The following is a 17,961-nucleotide window of genomic DNA, read 5'->3' as shown; positions in this document are numbered from 1 at the left end:
TACCAAATAATTACGAGGAGACCGACAATAATATAAACTTCTCCTCGTTTGCGTATTCCACATCATGAATGTAACTGTCCATCAAATGTACAATTGCCGTGTAATCACTCATATCGAATGACACCTTCGCCATATCTTCACTCAGAATTTCCGGACAATGGCACGTACACCATGCAATGATATTCTGATTGGTTTTGGCTGCCTCATTGGCGACAAATTCGTTCATAACGATACCGGGGCGCCCGTCAAACCGTGCTAAAAAAGCGCGCATGCCGCTCGGGCTCTCATAAACATAAATCCGCTCCTCGGACAAACCCGATGCCTGCTTGATTGCATCCATCCATTTTTCATTGTTGTATGAATCCATAATAAGAAATTGTGGATCTTCACCGAGCAATGTGTGAGAGAATTGAAAGCTTGCTTCAATGTTTGGCATAATCTTGTGAAAGAGCGAATCTTCGATATAACTGTCTATGACAAATACGGGAATGCCGAACCCGAAATAAGGAGTGATCGTTGAGAATCGCGCTTGGTCCACATTAATTAAAAACACGCCATCCAAATTTCTCTCCATAATGACCTTATAAGATGGAGCCGTGCTGTCGATCTGCATCAAGATGACATGGTAGCCTAGCGCGCTGCATAGCTGCTCAATTCTGTATATCGTTTTGGCATATTTCAAATCAGACCAAGGACTTGGCTTGTTGTCTTTAAATAATAAAATGCCGATTAATCCGGTCTTTTTGATTTTTAAAGATTGAGCCGTCCGATTGGTTACATACTTAAGCTGCTGTGCCACTTTAAGAACTTTCACACGCGTTTCATCGGAAATGGATTGCGTCTTCACATCGTTTAAAATATAGGACACCGTGGCTATGGATACACCAGCTTCTTTGGCGATATCTTTAATCGTCGTTTTTTTCATATTTATCCGACCTCACTTAAACTTAAACGTTTAAGTCAATTAAAGCATACCGCCTTTTCCGTGTCAATTTAGCTGCTCTATCGGTCTCAATTCCTTACAATCATCCAGCCGAATGCAGGCAAACTTACCGTAATCTCGTCCTTCTCTATCGTATAGGTTCCGTTGCCCAGCACCGTTATAGGTGCAGTATCCTGTTGCATCCATTCGAAGGAGAATGTCTCCTCCTGCTCGCTATTATTAAAGCAAATGTACAGTTGCTCGCTTGCATGCTTTCTTTGTACAACAAGCTGTCGATGGTTCGCATATATAATTTGAAAGGAACCTTCTTGCAATGCGCGATGGTTGGTGCGGAATGAAATCAGCTCTTGATAAAAATCAAGAAGTTCCCGGTTTTGTTTCTTTTCTTCCCACACCATCGGTTTCCTGCAATCCGGATCTGGCCCGCCCGTCATCCCCACTTCGTCTCCATAATATATACATGGAGCGCCGAGGAAGATAAACTGAAATAATACGGCTAGCATTGCTTTTTTGTCATTCTGTGCAACGGTGAGCAATCTAGGTGTATCGTGGCTTCCAAGAACCGTGAAGGTTGCTTCGTTGACCTGCTGCGGATAGTTGGCCAAGAGCTTATTCACTTGAAAGGAAAACTGTTCCGCATCAATCGTACCCTTCGCAAAAAAATCAATGATAGCCTCGGTGGCCGGATAATTCATCACCGCGTCAAACTGATCGCCTTGCAGCCATGGCATCGCATCATGCCAAATCTCACCCAAAATATAGAAGTCTGGCTTTACACCCTTGCATGCTTTGCGGAACTCTCGCCAGAACTCGTGGTCGATCTCGTTCGCAACGTCCAATCTCCATCCGTCAATATCGCATTCTCTAATCCAATATTGCGCAACGTCCAGCAAATATGCTCTGACTTCCGGATGTACCGTATTCAGCTTCGGCATATGGGATTCGAACGCAAAGCAGTGGTAAGAAGGTCTAGGCGTACGCGCAAGCGGGAACTGCTTAATATGGAACCAATCCCGGAAGCGCGATGCTTCTCCCTGCTTGAGCACATCCTGGAACGGAGCGAACCAATAGCCGCAATGATTGAATACCGCATCCAGAATGACGCGAATACCGCGGTCATGACACGCTTTCACCAGCTTTTTCAGCAATTCGGTATCGCCGAACTGCGGGTCCACCTTTAAATAATCGGTCGTGTCGTATTTATGATTGGTCTTCGCTTCAAATAAAGGTGTAAAATAAATGGCGTTGACGCCAAGCGAGCTAATGTAATCGAGACGGTCCAATACGCCTTGCAGGTCGCCGCCATAAAAATCTTGCGGACCTGGATTGGAATCTTCCCACGGACGAACCTGATCAGGGTCATTCGTCTGATCCCCATTAGCGAACCGATCGGGAAAAATCTGATAAAAAATAGCATCCTTCACCCATGCAGGCGGTTGCAGCACCTCATTCGACCACAGAAATGGATAGTCGAAAAATTGGAGCGGATCCGTCGGTCTTTCCTTGAAAAACCCCTTCTCCGTGTACCAAACCGTCTGCTCGCCCGCAACCAATTCGAACGCGTATCTGAGCCGCAGGTGCGGAGGATCGACTTCCGTCTGCCAATAATCGAACAGCTCATCGCTAGCCAGCTTATGAAGCTCGGCTTCACGAACGGTATTGTCCCAATCATACTTATCTCCATAGAGAGCTTTGACAACTTGGAGGTCGTCTTTTTTGGTCCGCAGCCGAATATGAATCGTGTGGCCGTCATAGGGATAGCAATACGAATTGCCGGGTCTGTGATAGATAGCTTCTAATTGCATGACATATTTTCTCCTTTTTTAGCCTTTGTCCGCACCCGCCGTGATTCCGTGGATGAGATATTTTTGGAAGTACATATATAGGAACGTAATCGGCAGCGCCACGAGGACAGCACCGGCAGCAAACGTCGTAAAGCTTGAATTCGTCTCATTGGCCACCATATTATACAAGCCCTGCGCCAACGTCATTTTTTCAGATGATCTCAGCACAATTTGCGGTAATATAAAATCCATAAACGGCGTAATAAAGCTATTCAATGCGACAAAGGTAATCGCCGGTAATGATAATGGCAAAATAATTTTAAATAACGTCTCCGTATGACTTGCCCCATCGATATAAGCCGCTTCTTCCAGACTTTTCGGGATTGTATCGAAATGGCCTTTCATCACCCATGTCCCCATCGAGATGGACCCGCCGGCATAAATGAGGATGAGACCCAAATGCGTATCCAGCAGCTTCGTCTGCAGCAACAGTACAAAAATCGCCATGATCGATAAGAAGCCCGGAAACATTTGCAATATTAACAACGTCATCAATCCTTGCTGTCTCCCTTTGAAGCGAAACCGGGAGAAGGCATATGCCGTCGCCGCCACAAGCGCCGTCGACAACACCGCATTTGCAATGGCGATCGTTATCGTGTTGGTGAACCAAAGCACAAAATCGGTGTTTCTTATTAGATCAACATAGTGCGCGATCGTGGGCTTGTCAGGAAACATCGTGCTAACCATAAGGGTATTTCCCGGATTAAGCGAAGTTCCGACAACCCAAATCAACGGATATATCGTCGTAATCAGCAGCACTGCAAACACCATGTAAATGCCTATTACGACCAAGTTGTTTAGTAATTTAGACATTTAGACCATATCCTCTTCTTGAGTTGTCTTCATCCGTCTATAATTCCACAAGGAAAATACCGTAATAAAGACGAACATAATAATCGACACGGCAGAAGCCATATTAAATTGGCTTTGATTCAATGTCATCTTAAAAATCCACGAGATCAAAATATCTGTGCTGCCTGCGTAATAGTAATCAGGATGATTCGGGCTGCCATCCGTAAGCATGTAAATCAAATTAAAGTTATTGAAGTTAAAAGCAAATTGCATAATCAATATCGGTGCCGTCGCCGCTAGCACAAGCGGAAGGGTGAGCTTGAAAAACTTTTGCGATCCGGTGGCGCCATCCACAGAGGCCGCTTCGTACAGATCACGCGGCATTGTCGTTAACACGCCTGACATCAACGCCATGAGGAACGGAGTCGAGAACCATAAGTTCACGATAATAATCGTGACTTTCGCCATCGTCGGATCGGAAAGCCAAGGCACCGGTGATAATCCGAGCTTTATGATTATATCGTTCACAGGGCCAAACGAGCCGTTCAACAGCACTCTGAACACCAAAATCGATATAAACTGCGGGACTGCCCACGGCAAAATAAAGATGGTCCGCCAAAATTTTTTGAATTTAATTTTAGGGTGATTCACCATCAGCGCCAACAAGAGACCGCTAAAAAAGACAGACAGCGTAGAAGCCACAGCCCAGATTACATTCCAGACGGAAATCCCAAAAAAGGTCGTGCGCCATGACTCTTGTGCAAATAAATCATAAAACGTTCTAAACCCTACCCAATCCACTAAGGAGCGGTCAGGAATATGGTTCGGCGCCGAATAGTTCGTAAATGCTATCAACACATTAAAAACTAACGGCATCACCGTAACGAAAAGCACGAAGCAAGTGGCGGGCAGCAGCAATAGGTAAGGAAAATTGCGTAATTTTGCTCGCCTTACGGATTCGATAAACCCCGGGACAGGCCTTCCTTCGTCCCTCAGCTCACCGTTTTTCTTGGCATCGTAAATATTCATAGCATAGAAGCCTGCAAACAAAAGAATAAGCACCAAGGTGATGAGACCATGTATCAGCATAAAAATGGAATGGTCTCCTTTAATAACATTACCGGCTACGATTTTGGTGGGCACATCGCCTAACGTGATTAACCCTCTAATCCCTTGATAAGCAATAGGATAGTAGTTCCAGAAGAACAATTGGGCCATAATCATATACAGCAGGCCCTTCGTATATTGCTTGTTGTAAAGTTGACCCAAACCTATAAATACCGCGGAAAAAATAGCGGCTTTTGTCCGATGCCGACGCGCACCTGTTGTTACATCCATACGGAAGACCGCCTTAGTCGAATTTTTGAGTACCTATTAGACTGCCTATTAGAGGTTGTTCAATAAGTCCCTTTTTGAACACGCACTATTTAGTTGCCTCTATTATTTTTTGGTCTGCATTGCTGTTTTAATTTGCTCTACTGCTTTATTCAAGACAACGCTTGGTTCTTGATTGTCATTCCACATCGCAGCCAAGGCAGCCCCTGCGGGCACCCATACATTTCCCATTTCAGGTATGGACGGCATTGGGGTAGAATGCTTCGCTTGTTCCAGGAACGCCAGCGCATTCGCATCTTCCGCAATGATCGGTTCATCCATAATGTCTTTTCTTGGAGGCAGCTGAGTTGTCATTTCAAACCGCTTGGTCCCATTCTTCTTCGTTGTTGCATAACTCGCAAACAGCTTCGCTGCAGCAGGATATTCAGTGTACGAGTTTACATACAGAGCTCTAATGCCTGACATACTGTTTGGATGTTCTCCATTAGGCAATAGAGGCAATGGAACTACCCCGTAATCCATATTCGCATTAGTCAAATCCGTCATTAACCATGGTCCATTGATTACAGCGGCTGTTTTCCCTTCCACGAAAAAACCGGTGATGATATTATCATTGATATCGTTAATGTTGATGGGCAGTATTTTTTTTAGCGATTGCAAATATTTCGCTCCTGCAACGGACTTTTCGCTATTGAGGCCAATATCGTTGGCATCCGTCCCCCCATTCCCAAATACATATCCACCGTAACCGGCCAGGAAAGAATAAGATTGATACAGTTGGCCTACATTCCACATGAAGGCGTATTTTTTATTTTTCGGATCGTTATACGTTTCGGCAAATTGAATCAGTTCATCATAGGTTGCGGGAGCCTTCTTCAACAATTTTTTATTGTAATACAGCGCATACGTGTCAATTGCGGTTGGAAAGCCATAGAGCACACCTTCATAACTGACTCCTTCAATCGCCGAGGACATAAATTCATTTTTCGCATGTTCGTCAAAAACATCATTTTGCAGTACAAGCCCTGCTATCACGGCATTGCCTAAATGATCATGCGGTGCTGAAAAGACATCGGCCCCAATCCCAGCAGGCCCATCTGTTGTCAGCTTCGTAACGGAGTCTATGGATGGAACCGCCTCTACCTTTACTTTTACTCCATACTCTTGTTCAAAACTGGCTGCGACCGCTTTCAGAAAATCCAATTCTGGGCCTTTGGATTCCCACACAAGCAATTCAGCCCCTTGCTCTGGCTGTAATCCCCTTTGTGTTGCGCTATGCTGTCCTTCGTTCCCTTGCTCTTGCGTGGCAGGCAGATTCATATCCTGTGACCCACAAGCCGTGAGCAGTAACATACTGAAAAGAGCTGCCATCAATGTGGAAATCAAAAATCGTTTTGACATGCCTTTCCCCTCCAGTCAACTTAAACGTTTAAGTGATTTCACTAATATGATAACTTCTCTTTGTGCAACGAGTCAACAAAAATTAAACAATTGGCTTCATAAAGCCAAAAATCCAGCGTTGCAGCGCCACATACACCCGCTTGTCAAAAACACCCCGCATCCAAGCCGGACGCGGGGTGTTCCATCTACAATTAGATTAGCAGTCGAAATAAAGGCTGTATTCTTGAGGATGGATGCGAATGGCGACGGATTTCGCTTCCGCACGCTTTACTTGCAAGTAATTATCGATGAACTCTTTCGTGAACACTCCGCCCTCTACGAGGAATTCGCAGTCGGCTTCCAGAGCGTCGAGCGATTCTTCCAGCGTAGCTGGCACGCTGCGAATTTCTCGCTTCTCTGCATCGGACAACTCATAAATATTGCGGTCATACGGACCATAGCCCAGTGCGGTCGGATCCAGCCTGCGCTTAATTCCGTCCAAGCCCGCCATCAGCATCGCGGCAAACGCCAAGTATGGGTTCGCCGTGGAGTCCGGCGTACGGAACTCGACGCGGCAGCCTTTCGGCGTTACAGCAGCAACCGGGATACGCACCGCTGCCGAGCGGTTGCCTTTCGAGAAGACGAGATTGACCGGAGCTTCATAGCCAGGCACCAGACGCTTGAATGAGTTCGTGCTCGGATTCGTGAGCGCGATCAAGGCCGGAGCATGGTGCAGAATACCTCCGATATAGTGCAGCGCCATCTCGCTCATGTTCGCGTAGCCGCCTTGTTCATAGAACAGCGGAGTATCGCCGTTGAAGATCGATTGGTGCACATGCATCCCGCTTCCGTTATCCCCGAACAGCGGCTTCGGCATGAAGGTCGCGACCTTGCCGAATTGGCGTGCTGTGTTGTGCACGATATATTTGTATTTCATCAGATTGTCGGCCGTGCGCGTTAACGAATCGAAGCGGAAGTTGATTTCGCCTTGGCCTGCCGTCGCCACCTCATGGTGATGACGTTCGATGCGCAGACCCGCCTCTTGAAGCAAGCGGCACATTTCACTGCGCAGATCCTGCTGAGAATCCACAGGGGCCACGGGAACATAGCCGCCTTTCGTGTGTACCTTGAAGCCGAGGTTCCCGCCCTCTTCCTTCCGGTTCGTATTCCAGGATGCCTCCTCCGAATCGACATAGAAGGAAGAGCTGTTCATCGTGCTTTCATAACGCACATCGTCAAAGATGAAAAATTCGGATTCAGGAGCAAAGTAAGCATCCGTGCCTACACCAGACGTCTGCAAATACTCTTCCGCCTTCTGTGCGATGCTGCGCGGATCCCGGTCATATCGAACGCCATCGGGCGTGTAAATATTGCACATAACAATCAGCGTCGGATGCGCGGTAAACGGGTCGACATACACGCTGTCGGCATCCGGCATCATCACCATGTCGGACTCTTCAATGCCGCGGAAGCCGGCAATGGATGAACCGTCAAACGCAACGCCGTTCTCGAACGTCCCCTCATCTACCTCTGTTGCAGGCAAGCTGATATGATGTGCGCGGCCCATTAAATCAACAAAACGGAAATCCACATATTGTATATGCTTCTCTTGAATCAACTCCAACACTGCGTTCACCGACATGATAATTCCTCCTGTTTCCGAACATTAAACGTTACTAACGCATCAATTGTTCACTTTGTAGTTTTTGGTTGATGTAATTATAATTTGCAGCAGGAGGTTTCGTCAATAGTCATGTCAGGTATTTTTTATTTTCATGTCAGATAACATTACACACAACCGTTTTTTCCATTGTTTTCATGTAAAAAACCAGCTTTTATCTTATCATTCAAAGAAGTAAAGAGCTTATTTTGTACATTCCCTATTGAGAACAACAATTGCGCCACCCATTTTTAATTTGCACTTTTCTACATATTTATTGTGTTAAAATTCATCACAACGACAAAAAACCGGTTCATCCTAAAAGGATAAGAACCGGTTTTTGCTCTATGTTTATGCTAAAAAAGGACGATGCCGCTATTTCACCCATGTTGCGAAATGAGCCGGCTCCTTCTTCTCCGTATGGAACGTCTTGCCGCACAGCGGCGCGAGTTGTTCCAATTCACGCAGCAAGTTCGCGAATTGATCAGGGAATAGCGATTGCACCCCGTCGCCTGTCATGGAGTGATCCGGATCGGTGTGCATCTCGATGATAAGTCCGTCCGCACCTGCGGCGACCGACGCCTTCGACATCGTCTCCACCAGCTCGCGGCGGCCTGTCCCATGGCTCGGATCCGAGATGATCGGCAGATGGCTCAATTGCTTCATGACCGGAATTGCGGTCAGATCCAACGTATTGCGCGTATACGTTTCAAACGTGCGGATGCCCCGTTCGCACAGCATGACGTTCGGATTGCCTCCCGCTAAAATATATTCCGCCGCATTTAACCACTCATCATAGGTTGCGCTGAAGCCGCGCTTAAGCAATACCGGCTTGCCGCATTCCCCTAGCTTGCGCAGCAAATCAAAGTTCTGCATGTTGCGCGTGCCCACCTGCAAAATATCCGCATATTCCGCACAAATATCTACATAATCCGGCGTCATGACCTCCGTAATCGTGAGCAGGTCATGCTTGCGTCCCGCTTCTGCCATCATGACGAGCCCCTCTACGCCGACGCCTTGGAAGCTGTAAGGACCGGTGCGCGGCTTGAATGCGCCCCCACGCAATATTTGCCCGCCAGCAGCCTTCACGAGGCGTGCGATTTCATCGATTTGAGCTGGAGATTCTACGGCACACGGACCGCCCATTACGGCCAGATTGCCTCCGCCGATTTTAACGCCGCGAATGTCAATGACGGTATCTTCCGGATGGAAGTCGCGGCTCGCCAATTTATATGATTTCGTTATTTTCATCACGTTCTCTACGCCTTTCATCTGTCTAAGTTGTTCTGCTAATTTTGGTTCCGCTTGCCCTACGATACCGATGACGGTACGTTCCGTACCTCGGGATATGTGAGCCTGATTGCCGGCGTTCTCGATTACGTGGACCAGCTCCGCGATTCGTTCTTCCGGTGTATGATTGGATACAATTACGATCATGACAAATTCATCCTTCCATATATCGTTTCGATAATGCTATCCGCGCAAGCAGTATTCATGTACATTATTAGCAGTGCCGAACGAAGTATCCTCGCACTTCTTTTCCGCTACAACGCTTATACGCTTTTACGCTTTTAAGCTTTTAATCATTAAAGTAACTATATCGAAACGAAAGGAAATCGTCAACCCTCTATCTAAGCCAATTTCTTACCATGTGAAAAAGATAACATCCCGCCATAAAAAAAGCCCTCTTCGATTCTCGATTCCCCCTTTGCGAGGTGAGCTGAGATGGAAGAGAGCTCTTCTTAACTATTGGCTTTCCGCACGACGCCAACGGCGCTTCTGCCTGCGGCGTTCCTGCATGAACCGAAGGCCTTGCTTTACCGGAAAATATAGCATGATGCCGAGAATGGCGCCGTCAATGATGCCGCCGACAATTAAATACATATTGATCGTGAGCACATGGTTCAGCCACTCCGGCAACATGGAGAAGTGCACGGTCCAATGCGAAGGCAACAGCCAATGCCCTACCCTTTCATTCAAGACAGCGACGGGAATGTAGATTACCTTTCCCAACACAAAGCCAATGAAAGCTGCCGCCACCCGGCCCCGCACCATGTATACCAACGGGAAGAGAAGCAAGAACGCCAAGCCGGCTGTAGGCAGCGTGAACATTTCTATGAACAGTCCGATGCAGAATCCTTTGGCCACCTGAGCAGCCCCACCGTGTGTTCTGAGGAGCTTCAACGCCTGATACTTAAACCATCTCTTCACGGCCATCTCCACGTTCCCTCTCCCGGCAGCGATTGCCTATTAATGTAGATACCAGATTAAAAATTACTTTGTAGACTTCGTTCTCACGGTCGGCAGAAGCTTGCGCATGTTGACGGTGCGCTTCTTCTCCCATGTGTCCGGATTGTTCTCGTCGTACTGCTCTAAGTAATTGGCAACTTCTCTCGTAATTGGCGTCGGCGTGGAAGCGCCGGATGTGATCCCGACGACCCGCACGCCGTCCAGCCATTCCCGTTCCAGCTCCGATAAGTCTGCAATCCGGTACGCGCGCACACCGGCGATCTCCTCGGACACTTGCGCAAGACGGTTGGAGTTGTTGCTTCTCGGATCTCCGACGACGATAAGAAGGTCGCAGCCCTTCGCCTGATCGGCTACGGCATGCTGCCGTTCCTGCGTTGCCATGCATATTTCGTTATGAATCTCAGCCTTGGGATACTTAGCGATCAAACGGTTCATGATGTGCTTGATATCCCATTGGCTCATCGTCGTCTGATTCGTAATGATAATGCGCTCCGCCGTCAAGGACAGCGATTCGATCTCTTCTTCCTTCTCAATCAGATGCACCTTGTCCGGTGCAACACCGATTGCCCCCTCCGGCTCCGGGTGGCCCTTCTTGCCGATATAAATAATTTCATAGCCTTCGGCAGTCTTCTCCCGAATCAAATCGTGCGTTCGGGTTACATCGGGACAAGTAGCGTCAACAGTCGTCAGCCCTTTCTCCCGCGCCTTGCGCCGGACTTCCGGCGACACGCCGTGCGCCGTGAAGATGATCGTCCCAGACTCCACTTGATCGAGGATGTCCAAACGATTGTTTCCGTCCAGCGTAATGATGCCCTCTTCATTGAACGCATCTGTCACATGGCTGTTATGAACAATCATGCCTAATATATAAATCGGACGAGGCAGATCCAGATTGCGTGCCGTCTGTTGGGCCAGCACCATCGCATCGACAACGCCGTAGCAATAGCCTCGCGGTGTTATTTTCACGACTTCCATCGGTACACCTGCTTTCTTAGATTTCACTTCAGCTTGCCTTTCTATTATACCGGAAGTGAAGGTTCCTCGTCGACCGATGCTAATGGAAGCCATACAATGAATGTCGTTCCTTTCCCAGGCTTCGTGACCACTTCAACCGAGCCGTGATGCTCGTCGATAATCCATTTCGCAATCGACAAGCCTAGACCGGTTCCCGAGGTGACTCCACGGGATACGTCTGCACGGTAGAAGCGCTCGAATATATGCGGAACCTCCTGCTCGTTCATGCCCATGCCCGTATCTTTCACTTTCAACCCGATCTGTTCATCCTGACGAATCGCATCCAAGCGCACGCATCCTTCATCTGTATATTTGAATGCATTTTCGATGAAAATGAACAGCATTTGCTGCAAATAATCTTTATTTCCATAGACGACCGTATCGTCCAATGCAGAAATATCACCGAGCTCCCACCCTGCTTTGCGCGGCAAAAACTGAGCTCTGCGTACGACTTCCTCCACTAAAGGCTTCAGTTCGGTGAGCGATTTGTCCATATTGTAACCCGCATCCGCACGGGCGAGCGATAGCATATCATTGATCAACCGGCTCATGCGGCGCGATTCATCCGCAATATCGCGCAGAGCTTCCAAAGACATCTGCTCCCGTTCCCGTTCACTCAATGGGAGCGTCTCTGGAGAAGCAACCTCATTAATCCACATTTTTTCTAGCAAATCGACGTTCCCGCGAATAGTCGTCAGCGGCGTCCGCAGTTCATGAGAAGCGTCAGACACAAAGCGCCGCTGCGCCAGATATGCATCATCCAGCTCGTTATAGAACGTCTCCATGCGGCCGAGCATGCTGTTGATCGTGTCCGTCAACTGACCGATCTCATCCTCTGGCGGTCCTTCGCGCGGAATACGGACGCTCAAGTCCGCACCCTTCTGAATGCGGTTCGTTGCCCGAATGATATTCCCGATCGGCCTGAGCGACTTCTGCGCCAGGAACAGCCCTAGCGAAAAGGCAAGCACAAGGGTGACCATTGATGCAGTAACGAGAATACTGCGCAGCTCATTGGTGAATCTGGCTTCATGCCCGGTAAAGGCGGCAACCTGCAGCGCGCCAATCGTCGATCCGTTCCTTAATACAATCGCATTTTCATATACTAGAAATTCAAGCCCTTGAACTTCAACTTTCCGGTATCCTTGCCGAATTTGGTTTGGCTTCAAAGGCAAAGGCAACTTCAAGCCGAGGCGGTCCAATTTAGTCGATTTGATCGTCTTCTGATTGCGAAAATTAATCGTTTGGATGTACAAATCTTGATTCATCAACCGGGCCACATCGGATTCATTCACGTCAAAATCGATTCCGTTAAACCAATCAAGCGTCGGTTCGAGCGACATACGGTCGAACTCACTTTTTACCCGCTTCTTAATATCATCATACAAATTATAATCGACGAACGTATAAATCGAGATTCCGAACAAAAAGAGCGTAAACGCCAGCAGAACGGAATACCATACGGTCAGGCGAAGACGAATCGACATGCTCTAGTTGTCCCCTCTCAACACATAACCCGTTCCCCGGATCGTCTGTATGATGCGTTTTCCCCCATGCTCCTCCGTCTTCTGCCGCAGCATCGCAATGTATACCTCAAGCACGTTCGATTCGCCGCTGTAATCGTAGCCCCATATTTTCTCCATAATCATGTCGCGCGGCAGCACCCGCTTCGGGTTCTGCATGAATAGATGCAGCAGCTCGAATTCCTTCGCCGTCAGCTCGACCGACTTGCCGTCCCGCTGCACTTCCCTTGTATGCAGATCGAGCACGATATCTTCGAAGGTCAGGCGATGGGAGCTCCCTTCACTATCCGAACGGCGGCGCAAAAGCGCGCGCACGCGGGCGAGCAGTTCCTCCAGAGCGAACGGCTTGACCAAATAATCATCGGCCCCATTGTCCAATCCGCGTACCCGATCCTGCACCTCATCCTTCGCCGTCAGCATGAGAACCGGCACGGCGCTGCCCGCTTCACGTATACGGCGGCACACTTCCCATCCGTCAACCTCTGGCATCATGACGTCAAGAATGACCAATTCTGGCTCCTGCATCATAATCTCCCGCAATCCTTCCGTGCCGTTCGACGCTGTGCGCACTTCATAGCCTTCGAATACGAGCCCCCGGCGAAGCATTGATGTGATCTTCTCGTCATCATCCACAACCAATATGTTAGAACGCATCGTGTAAGTCCTCTCTTTTTATAGTCTAGGGCTGCAGAGGTTCATTCACCCTGTTTCCATACGAAAAGGAAGCCAAGAACTGCATATCGCAGTTCTGTGCTTCCTATGTTGTCACGCATAAGCGGGAAAATCAACCCTTACCGCTGCTGCCGCAAGTGCACACTTAAGGCTGCTGCTGTTGCAATTGGTTCTCAAATTTATTTCGGTCACCAATCTTAACCTGCACATCTGCCTTTTTGCCATTGCGGATGATCTGCAGCGTTACAGTATCGCCAACCTTCTTTTTCCCTATTTCTTCGATCAAATCCTCTTTGGCCGCGAACTTCTTGCCGTCCATACCTGTAATGATGTCATAAGCACGCAGGTCTGCCTCATAAGCAGGCGAACCGAACAGGACGTTCCTGACGAGCGAGCCATCTATATTAGAAATGCCCATTTGCTTGGCAAAATCCTCTGTCATGGTTTGCAGTGTAGCTCCGATGAACGGAACCGGCTCCTTCGCAATTTCCTTGTTCGCCTTCAAGTCATCCACAACTTTGTTCATAATATTTGACGGAATCGCAAAGCCAATCCCTTGCGCCTGCTTGCTGACGGCCACATTCATGCCGATGACTTCGCCCTTCATGTTCAGGAGCGGACCGCCGGAGTTCCCTGGGTTAATGGAAGCGTCCGTCTGCAGCAGATGCTCGTACTTCCGTGCGCTGCCGTTATCGTTAACGTCGATGGAACGCTCGCGCGCGCTAAGCACACCAACCGTCACCGAATGGTCGAAGCCGGAAGGGTTCCCGATAGCTACCATCCAGTCGCCGACTTGCGTCGAATCGGAATTGCCGAGCGGAACGATCGGGAAGTCACCTTCGCCCGTAATTTTCAACACGGCCAAGTCCAAATCCTTGCTGTGACCAAGCAGCTCCGCCTTGAGCGGCTTCTTATAGCCTTCGACCGTCACCTGAATCATTTCCCCGCCTTCAACGACGTGTTGATTCGTTAAAATATATCCGGATTTATCGAAGATAAAGCCAGTACCGATACCAAGCGGCTGCAGCTGCTGCTGCTGCGCATCTTGCCTGGAGCTGCCGTTACCACCGAAGGAATCGCCGAAAAATTGGCGGAAGAACGGATCGTCCGCCCACGGGTTGCTGCCTTGGCTGCCTCCACCGCTTCTCGCATACGTTTCAATCTTAACGACAGCTGGACTTGCCTGCTTGACAACTTCGGCTACGCTGCTCGCTCCATCAGGGAACGGCGTGCCTGGACCGTTCGTGACGACGGCGTTCGGCGCCTCGCTTGCTGCGCTTCCATTCCCTGCGAGCGCTTGGTCGCCTGTAAACAGGTTTGTTTTATCTGCTGCGAACATAAGTGAACCAACGACAAGCACGCCCGCCATGAAAGAAGCGAAAATCGTCAAGAATGATGTTCCACGCTTGCGCTTCGATTCATTGAACTGCCAATTGCCTTGAGCCCCCTGAGGAGGCATACCGCCAGCACCGCCGGCTCCCCCGCCTGCATAGCCGCCTAGGCTTGCTTCGTGTTGCGTTACGCTAGAGAAAGGCATCGGCTTGACTGGATTCGGCGGGGTAACTTGCACGTCGCTCATCCGCCCCTTAGGATCCACGGATGTCGTCGACGCCGAGTCCGTATTTTTCACCGATTGGTAAGGGCCATATGCGTAATAATAAGGGCTGCCTTCTTGCGATTTGCGTTCTGTCTCATCCTCACGGCCGTGGTCCTCATAAGCTGCAGTCTGTCTGTTCATAGACTCTGTAGAAGATGATGTATTAGAATCCTTATCGGATGTTGAAAAAAACTTGCGTCGTTGTTCATCCATAGTGCTTACCTCCTAGAGTTAACTCGTATCAAAGTATCGTGTTGATATATTAATATAATGGATGATGAACCTTAAACTTAGCTTAAAATCATTATAAAACACGATAAAAGATAAAGAGCCGTTCCCTAAGGACTGTTTAACACAGGATGTCACGCTTTTCTTGATGAGAATAATAAGGCACTGACTCTTCATAATTAACAAAATGTTCCATTCGGGCAGTGGTGCGTTCAGACTGACGGTGATTCGCTTCATCAACCTCTTTGCTTCATTCTCCCCATCCTTCAGGAGGCGGGATTTCCTGTCTGAATGATGGGGAGAGTGAGACAAGAGATAGGAACAGGCATATCTTCTTCGGGAAGAGCAACATGACAATTCTAAGGTGATAGACATCTTCCATCAGATTTTTATAAAAAAAACAGGCCCCCAGACCTGTTTTAACCGATTGGTGCCCTATTGTATATATATCAATAAAATTATGCTGTCGCTTCCGCACGCTACTTGTTCGTGTCCAGCTTAGCCTCGGCTTCGTCAAGCTTTGCTCGGGCAAGCTTCAACTCCTCTTCCTGCAGCGAAGCATCCTTATCTGTCGGCGATTGAAACTGGTTAATGAGACTGCCGAACAGCTGCGCATCCGCCGATGGATCATTTCCAGTCTGATACTGATGCTTCAACACATACGGCCGCTCTAATTGGACAAGGACCGTTTCAGCGGAGTCAGCATCGAAAGTACCATTCACCGCATGGAAAGGCAGCCTGAGCCACACCGTTTGCTCGTCGTTCAGCGCGCAGTCGAAGCTGCCGCCTGCATAATCCCAATTGCCGCCGATGCTGAAGCCAAGCGGCCCCAGTTCCCTCACAAGTTCATTCGTATCATATTTTCGTCCTGTCATCTTCCCCTGTAACAGCTGCATGGCATTACCCCCTCTGTTACATAGGATAGACGAAGTCACCCACTTTTAACCCATCCGTTGCGGTGGGCGAAGACGGCAAGCTGAGTGCGATCCTGCAGCTCGCATTTCATTAATAGATTGGATACGTGCGTCTTCACCGTCTTAATGCTAATATGAAGTTCCTCGGAAATATCTTTGTTCGCCTTTCCGTCTGCAATAAGAAGCAGCACTTCCTTCTCCCGTTCGGTCAAGCCCTCATCGTCCGGCTGTGCAGCGCGTTTACGTAATCCGCGGGTCAGCGCTTGTGACACTTCTCCGCTCATCACAGGCATTCCCTTCAAAGCCCCGCGAAGCGCGTAAACGAGCTCCTCAGCAGATACCGTCTTCAACACATAGCTGACGGCACCGGCTTGAATCGCTTCGACGACCTGCTCATCTTCCATAAAGCTCGTTAGCATGACAATCTTCAATTCCGGAAATGAAGCAATCAACTCTCGCGTCGCTTCTACTCCGTTCATATCCGGCATCATTAAGTCCATCAAGACCAAATCAGGCACCGGCTCCTCGCGGGCAGCCATCGCTTGTATGGCTTGAATCGCTTCAACGCCTCCACTGGCCTCGCCCAATACGTCAATACTCGGATCCAGCATTAAATACGTTCTAAGCCCCAGTCTTACCATTTCATGATCGTCCACGAGAAATACCGTCATCCGGTCTCCCATCGGCTGTCCCCCCGTCTCTTCTACCATCTATGCACGGTCCGCTGCTGAAGAAGAATCCTCGGATTGCTCCTGCGCTTCCTTGGTCTCCTCATGTTCGAATATCGGAATATGCACCCGAATCGTCGTTCCCGCACCAGGCCGGCTTATCAAATCCATATGGCCGCCCAGCTTGTCGACCCGTTCACGCATCGTCGTCAATCCATAGCTCCCGGCTTTAAAGGATGCGCTCTTCTGATCGAAGCCCTTGCCATCATCTCCGACCGATAAAATCACTTGATTCGGCGTCTCCTGAAGCGTCAGCGTAACCTGCTTCGCCTGCGCATGCTTCACGACATTCGCCATCGCTTCCTGGATCATAAGGAAGCATTGATGCTCCTTCGCTTCAGACAATTCATAATTCAATTCAATATCAATCTTGCCCTGCAGCCCATTTTGCCGGCAATAATCAGGGAACCAACGCTCAAGCGCCTCCTGCAGTGTGCGCCCATCCAACTCAAGCGGGCGCAGCTGAGCGATTAATCCGCGCATTTGCCTTTGAGCCGTATGCGACATCTGAATCAGATGTTCCACCACTTGACGCGCCCGATCCATGTCCATTTCCATCACTTTGGGCAATGAAGAGGAGGCCATATGCAGCGCGAAGAGCTGCTGGCTGACTGTATCATGCAAATCCCTCGCCAGCCGCCGGCGCTCCTCCAATACAACCGCTTCGCATTCCCGCTCCCGATCCATCACTTGCTGCTCGGACAGCTTTTGCAAAATGCGAAGCTTCTGCTCCATGGCCCCCACCATCGTATTAAAATCCTCATACAGACGATCGAATGACGCATCGTCCCCAAGCGGAATCCGTTCAGACCAGTTCCCTTTCATTACCTGCAACATGCTGATGTGAAGCACATCCAAGCGCCGCTGCAGCCGCACGCCTGCCACATACCCCATAATGATCGACACGATAATGACGGTCGAAATTCCGAACAGCCACCAGTTCATGCCTTGATACCACGTGCCGCCGTATACGAGTCCAATCCAGAAAACGCTCATAATAATGCAGCCCGAGATGACAAAGGTAAGGAGCAGCTCCCATTTTACACTTTTCGAACTTCGGAACCACCGTGATAGCATGAATGCG

General features: G+C 49.0%; 15 protein-coding genes. All 15 read right to left on the bottom strand.

Annotation, left to right across the window (positions count from 1 at the left end; all coding sequences use genetic code 11):
* Positions 1–10 precede the first annotated feature (10 nt).
* Complete coding sequence (locus tag A372_RS0115690) at positions 11–925, bottom strand: LacI family DNA-binding transcriptional regulator (RefSeq protein ID WP_019421822.1); 915 nt, start codon at positions 923–925, stop codon at positions 11–13.
* An 86-nt stretch (positions 926–1,011) separates the two neighbouring features.
* The gene (locus A372_RS0115685) at positions 1,012–2,748 is read right to left on the bottom strand and encodes an alpha amylase N-terminal ig-like domain-containing protein (RefSeq protein ID WP_019421821.1); all 1,737 of its coding nucleotides are present in this window, start codon (positions 2,746–2,748) and stop codon (positions 1,012–1,014) included.
* A gap of 18 nt (positions 2,749–2,766) precedes the next feature.
* Positions 2,767–3,600, bottom strand: coding sequence for a sugar ABC transporter permease (locus A372_RS0115680; RefSeq protein ID WP_019421820.1), 834 nt, complete (start codon positions 3,598–3,600; stop codon positions 2,767–2,769).
* Positions 3,601–4,917, bottom strand: coding sequence for a sugar ABC transporter permease (locus A372_RS0115675; RefSeq protein WP_019421819.1), 1,317 nt, complete (start codon positions 4,915–4,917; stop codon positions 3,601–3,603).
* Positions 4,918–5,019: 102 nt separating this feature from the next.
* Positions 5,020–6,315 carry a sugar ABC transporter substrate-binding protein gene (locus A372_RS0115670; RefSeq protein WP_019421818.1) on the bottom strand — a complete coding sequence of 432 codons (1,296 nt, stop codon included), beginning with the start codon at positions 6,313–6,315 and terminating at the stop codon, positions 5,020–5,022.
* Positions 6,316–6,511: 196 nt separating this feature from the next.
* Entirely contained in the window at positions 6,512–7,936 is a 1,425-nt protein-coding gene (gene glnA / locus A372_RS0115665; RefSeq protein ID WP_019421817.1) for a type I glutamate--ammonia ligase, read from the bottom strand.
* 393 nt (positions 7,937–8,329) lie between these two features.
* Positions 8,330–9,391, bottom strand: a complete 1,062-nt coding sequence (gene aroF / locus A372_RS0115660) for a 3-deoxy-7-phosphoheptulonate synthase (protein WP_019421816.1) — start codon at positions 9,389–9,391, stop codon at positions 8,330–8,332.
* A 309-nt stretch (positions 9,392–9,700) separates the two neighbouring features.
* Positions 9,701–10,171: a DUF2062 domain-containing protein gene (locus A372_RS0115655; RefSeq protein WP_019421815.1), complete on the bottom strand. Its 471-nt coding sequence runs from the start codon at positions 10,169–10,171 to the stop codon at positions 9,701–9,703.
* A gap of 57 nt (positions 10,172–10,228) precedes the next feature.
* Complete coding sequence (locus A372_RS0115650) at positions 10,229–11,179, bottom strand: 4-hydroxy-3-methylbut-2-enyl diphosphate reductase (RefSeq protein WP_019421814.1); 951 nt, start codon at positions 11,177–11,179, stop codon at positions 10,229–10,231.
* 44 nt (positions 11,180–11,223) lie between these two features.
* Entirely contained in the window at positions 11,224–12,702 is a 1,479-nt protein-coding gene (locus A372_RS0115645; protein WP_019421813.1) for a sensor histidine kinase, read from the bottom strand.
* Between the two features lie 3 nt (positions 12,703–12,705).
* A complete protein-coding gene (locus A372_RS0115640) occupies positions 12,706–13,392 on the bottom strand; it encodes a response regulator transcription factor (RefSeq protein WP_019421812.1) in 687 nt (228 codons plus the stop codon).
* Between the two features lie 163 nt (positions 13,393–13,555).
* Positions 13,556–15,220 carry a S1C family serine protease gene (locus A372_RS0115635; RefSeq protein ID WP_019421811.1) on the bottom strand — a complete coding sequence of 555 codons (1,665 nt, stop codon included), beginning with the start codon at positions 15,218–15,220 and terminating at the stop codon, positions 13,556–13,558.
* A 494-nt stretch (positions 15,221–15,714) separates the two neighbouring features.
* Positions 15,715–16,131 (bottom strand): YugN family protein, encoded by a 417-nt coding sequence (locus A372_RS0115630; protein WP_019421810.1) that lies wholly within the window; start codon positions 16,129–16,131, stop codon positions 15,715–15,717.
* A gap of 35 nt (positions 16,132–16,166) precedes the next feature.
* Positions 16,167–16,832 carry a response regulator gene (locus A372_RS0115625; RefSeq protein WP_019421809.1) on the bottom strand — a complete coding sequence of 222 codons (666 nt, stop codon included), beginning with the start codon at positions 16,830–16,832 and terminating at the stop codon, positions 16,167–16,169.
* Positions 16,833–16,859: 27 nt separating this feature from the next.
* The gene (locus A372_RS0115620; protein ID WP_019421808.1) at positions 16,860–17,954 is read right to left on the bottom strand and encodes a HAMP domain-containing sensor histidine kinase; all 1,095 of its coding nucleotides are present in this window, start codon (positions 17,952–17,954) and stop codon (positions 16,860–16,862) included.
* Between the last annotated feature and the right edge of the window lie 7 nt (positions 17,955–17,961).

This window comes from Paenibacillus sp. OSY-SE (assembly GCF_000283315.1).
Lineage (GTDB): Bacteria > Bacillota > Bacilli > Paenibacillales > Paenibacillaceae > Paenibacillus_B > Paenibacillus_B profundus.
Note: the sequence above shows the minus strand (reverse complement) of the source record. Positions and strands in the feature narration are given on the sequence as shown.

Bases quoted from the DNA above. Each gene is read 5' to 3' on its own strand.
- A372_RS0115620 (WP_019421808.1), bottom strand. From the start codon at position 17,954: ATGCTATCACGGTGGTTCCGAAGTTCGAAAAGTGTAAAATGGGAGCTG.
- A372_RS0115675 (WP_019421819.1), bottom strand. From the start codon at position 4,917: ATGGATGTAACAACAGGTGCGCGTCGGCATCGGACAAAAGCCGCTATT.
- A372_RS0115690 (WP_019421822.1), bottom strand. From the start codon at position 925: ATGAAAAAAACGACGATTAAAGATATCGCCAAAGAAGCTGGTGTATCC.
- A372_RS0115680 (WP_019421820.1), bottom strand. From the start codon at position 3,600: ATGTCTAAATTACTAAACAACTTGGTCGTAATAGGCATTTACATGGTG.
- A372_RS0115645 (WP_019421813.1), bottom strand. From the start codon at position 12,702: ATGTCGATTCGTCTTCGCCTGACCGTATGGTATTCCGTTCTGCTGGCG.
- A372_RS0115685 (WP_019421821.1), bottom strand. From the start codon at position 2,748: ATGCAATTAGAAGCTATCTATCACAGACCCGGCAATTCGTATTGCTAT.
- A372_RS0115670 (WP_019421818.1), bottom strand. From the start codon at position 6,315: ATGTCAAAACGATTTTTGATTTCCACATTGATGGCAGCTCTTTTCAGT.
- aroF (WP_019421816.1), bottom strand. From the start codon at position 9,391: ATGATCGTAATTGTATCCAATCATACACCGGAAGAACGAATCGCGGAG.
- A372_RS0115625 (WP_019421809.1), bottom strand. From the start codon at position 16,832: ATGGGAGACCGGATGACGGTATTTCTCGTGGACGATCATGAAATGGTA.
- A372_RS0115635 (WP_019421811.1), bottom strand. From the start codon at position 15,220: ATGGATGAACAACGACGCAAGTTTTTTTCAACATCCGATAAGGATTCT.
- A372_RS0115640 (WP_019421812.1), bottom strand. From the start codon at position 13,392: ATGCGTTCTAACATATTGGTTGTGGATGATGACGAGAAGATCACATCA.
- A372_RS0115630 (WP_019421810.1), bottom strand. From the start codon at position 16,131: ATGCAGCTGTTACAGGGGAAGATGACAGGACGAAAATATGATACGAAT.
- A372_RS0115655 (WP_019421815.1), bottom strand. From the start codon at position 10,171: ATGGCCGTGAAGAGATGGTTTAAGTATCAGGCGTTGAAGCTCCTCAGA.
- A372_RS0115650 (WP_019421814.1), bottom strand. From the start codon at position 11,179: ATGGAAGTCGTGAAAATAACACCGCGAGGCTATTGCTACGGCGTTGTC.
- glnA (WP_019421817.1), bottom strand. From the start codon at position 7,936: ATGTCGGTGAACGCAGTGTTGGAGTTGATTCAAGAGAAGCATATACAA.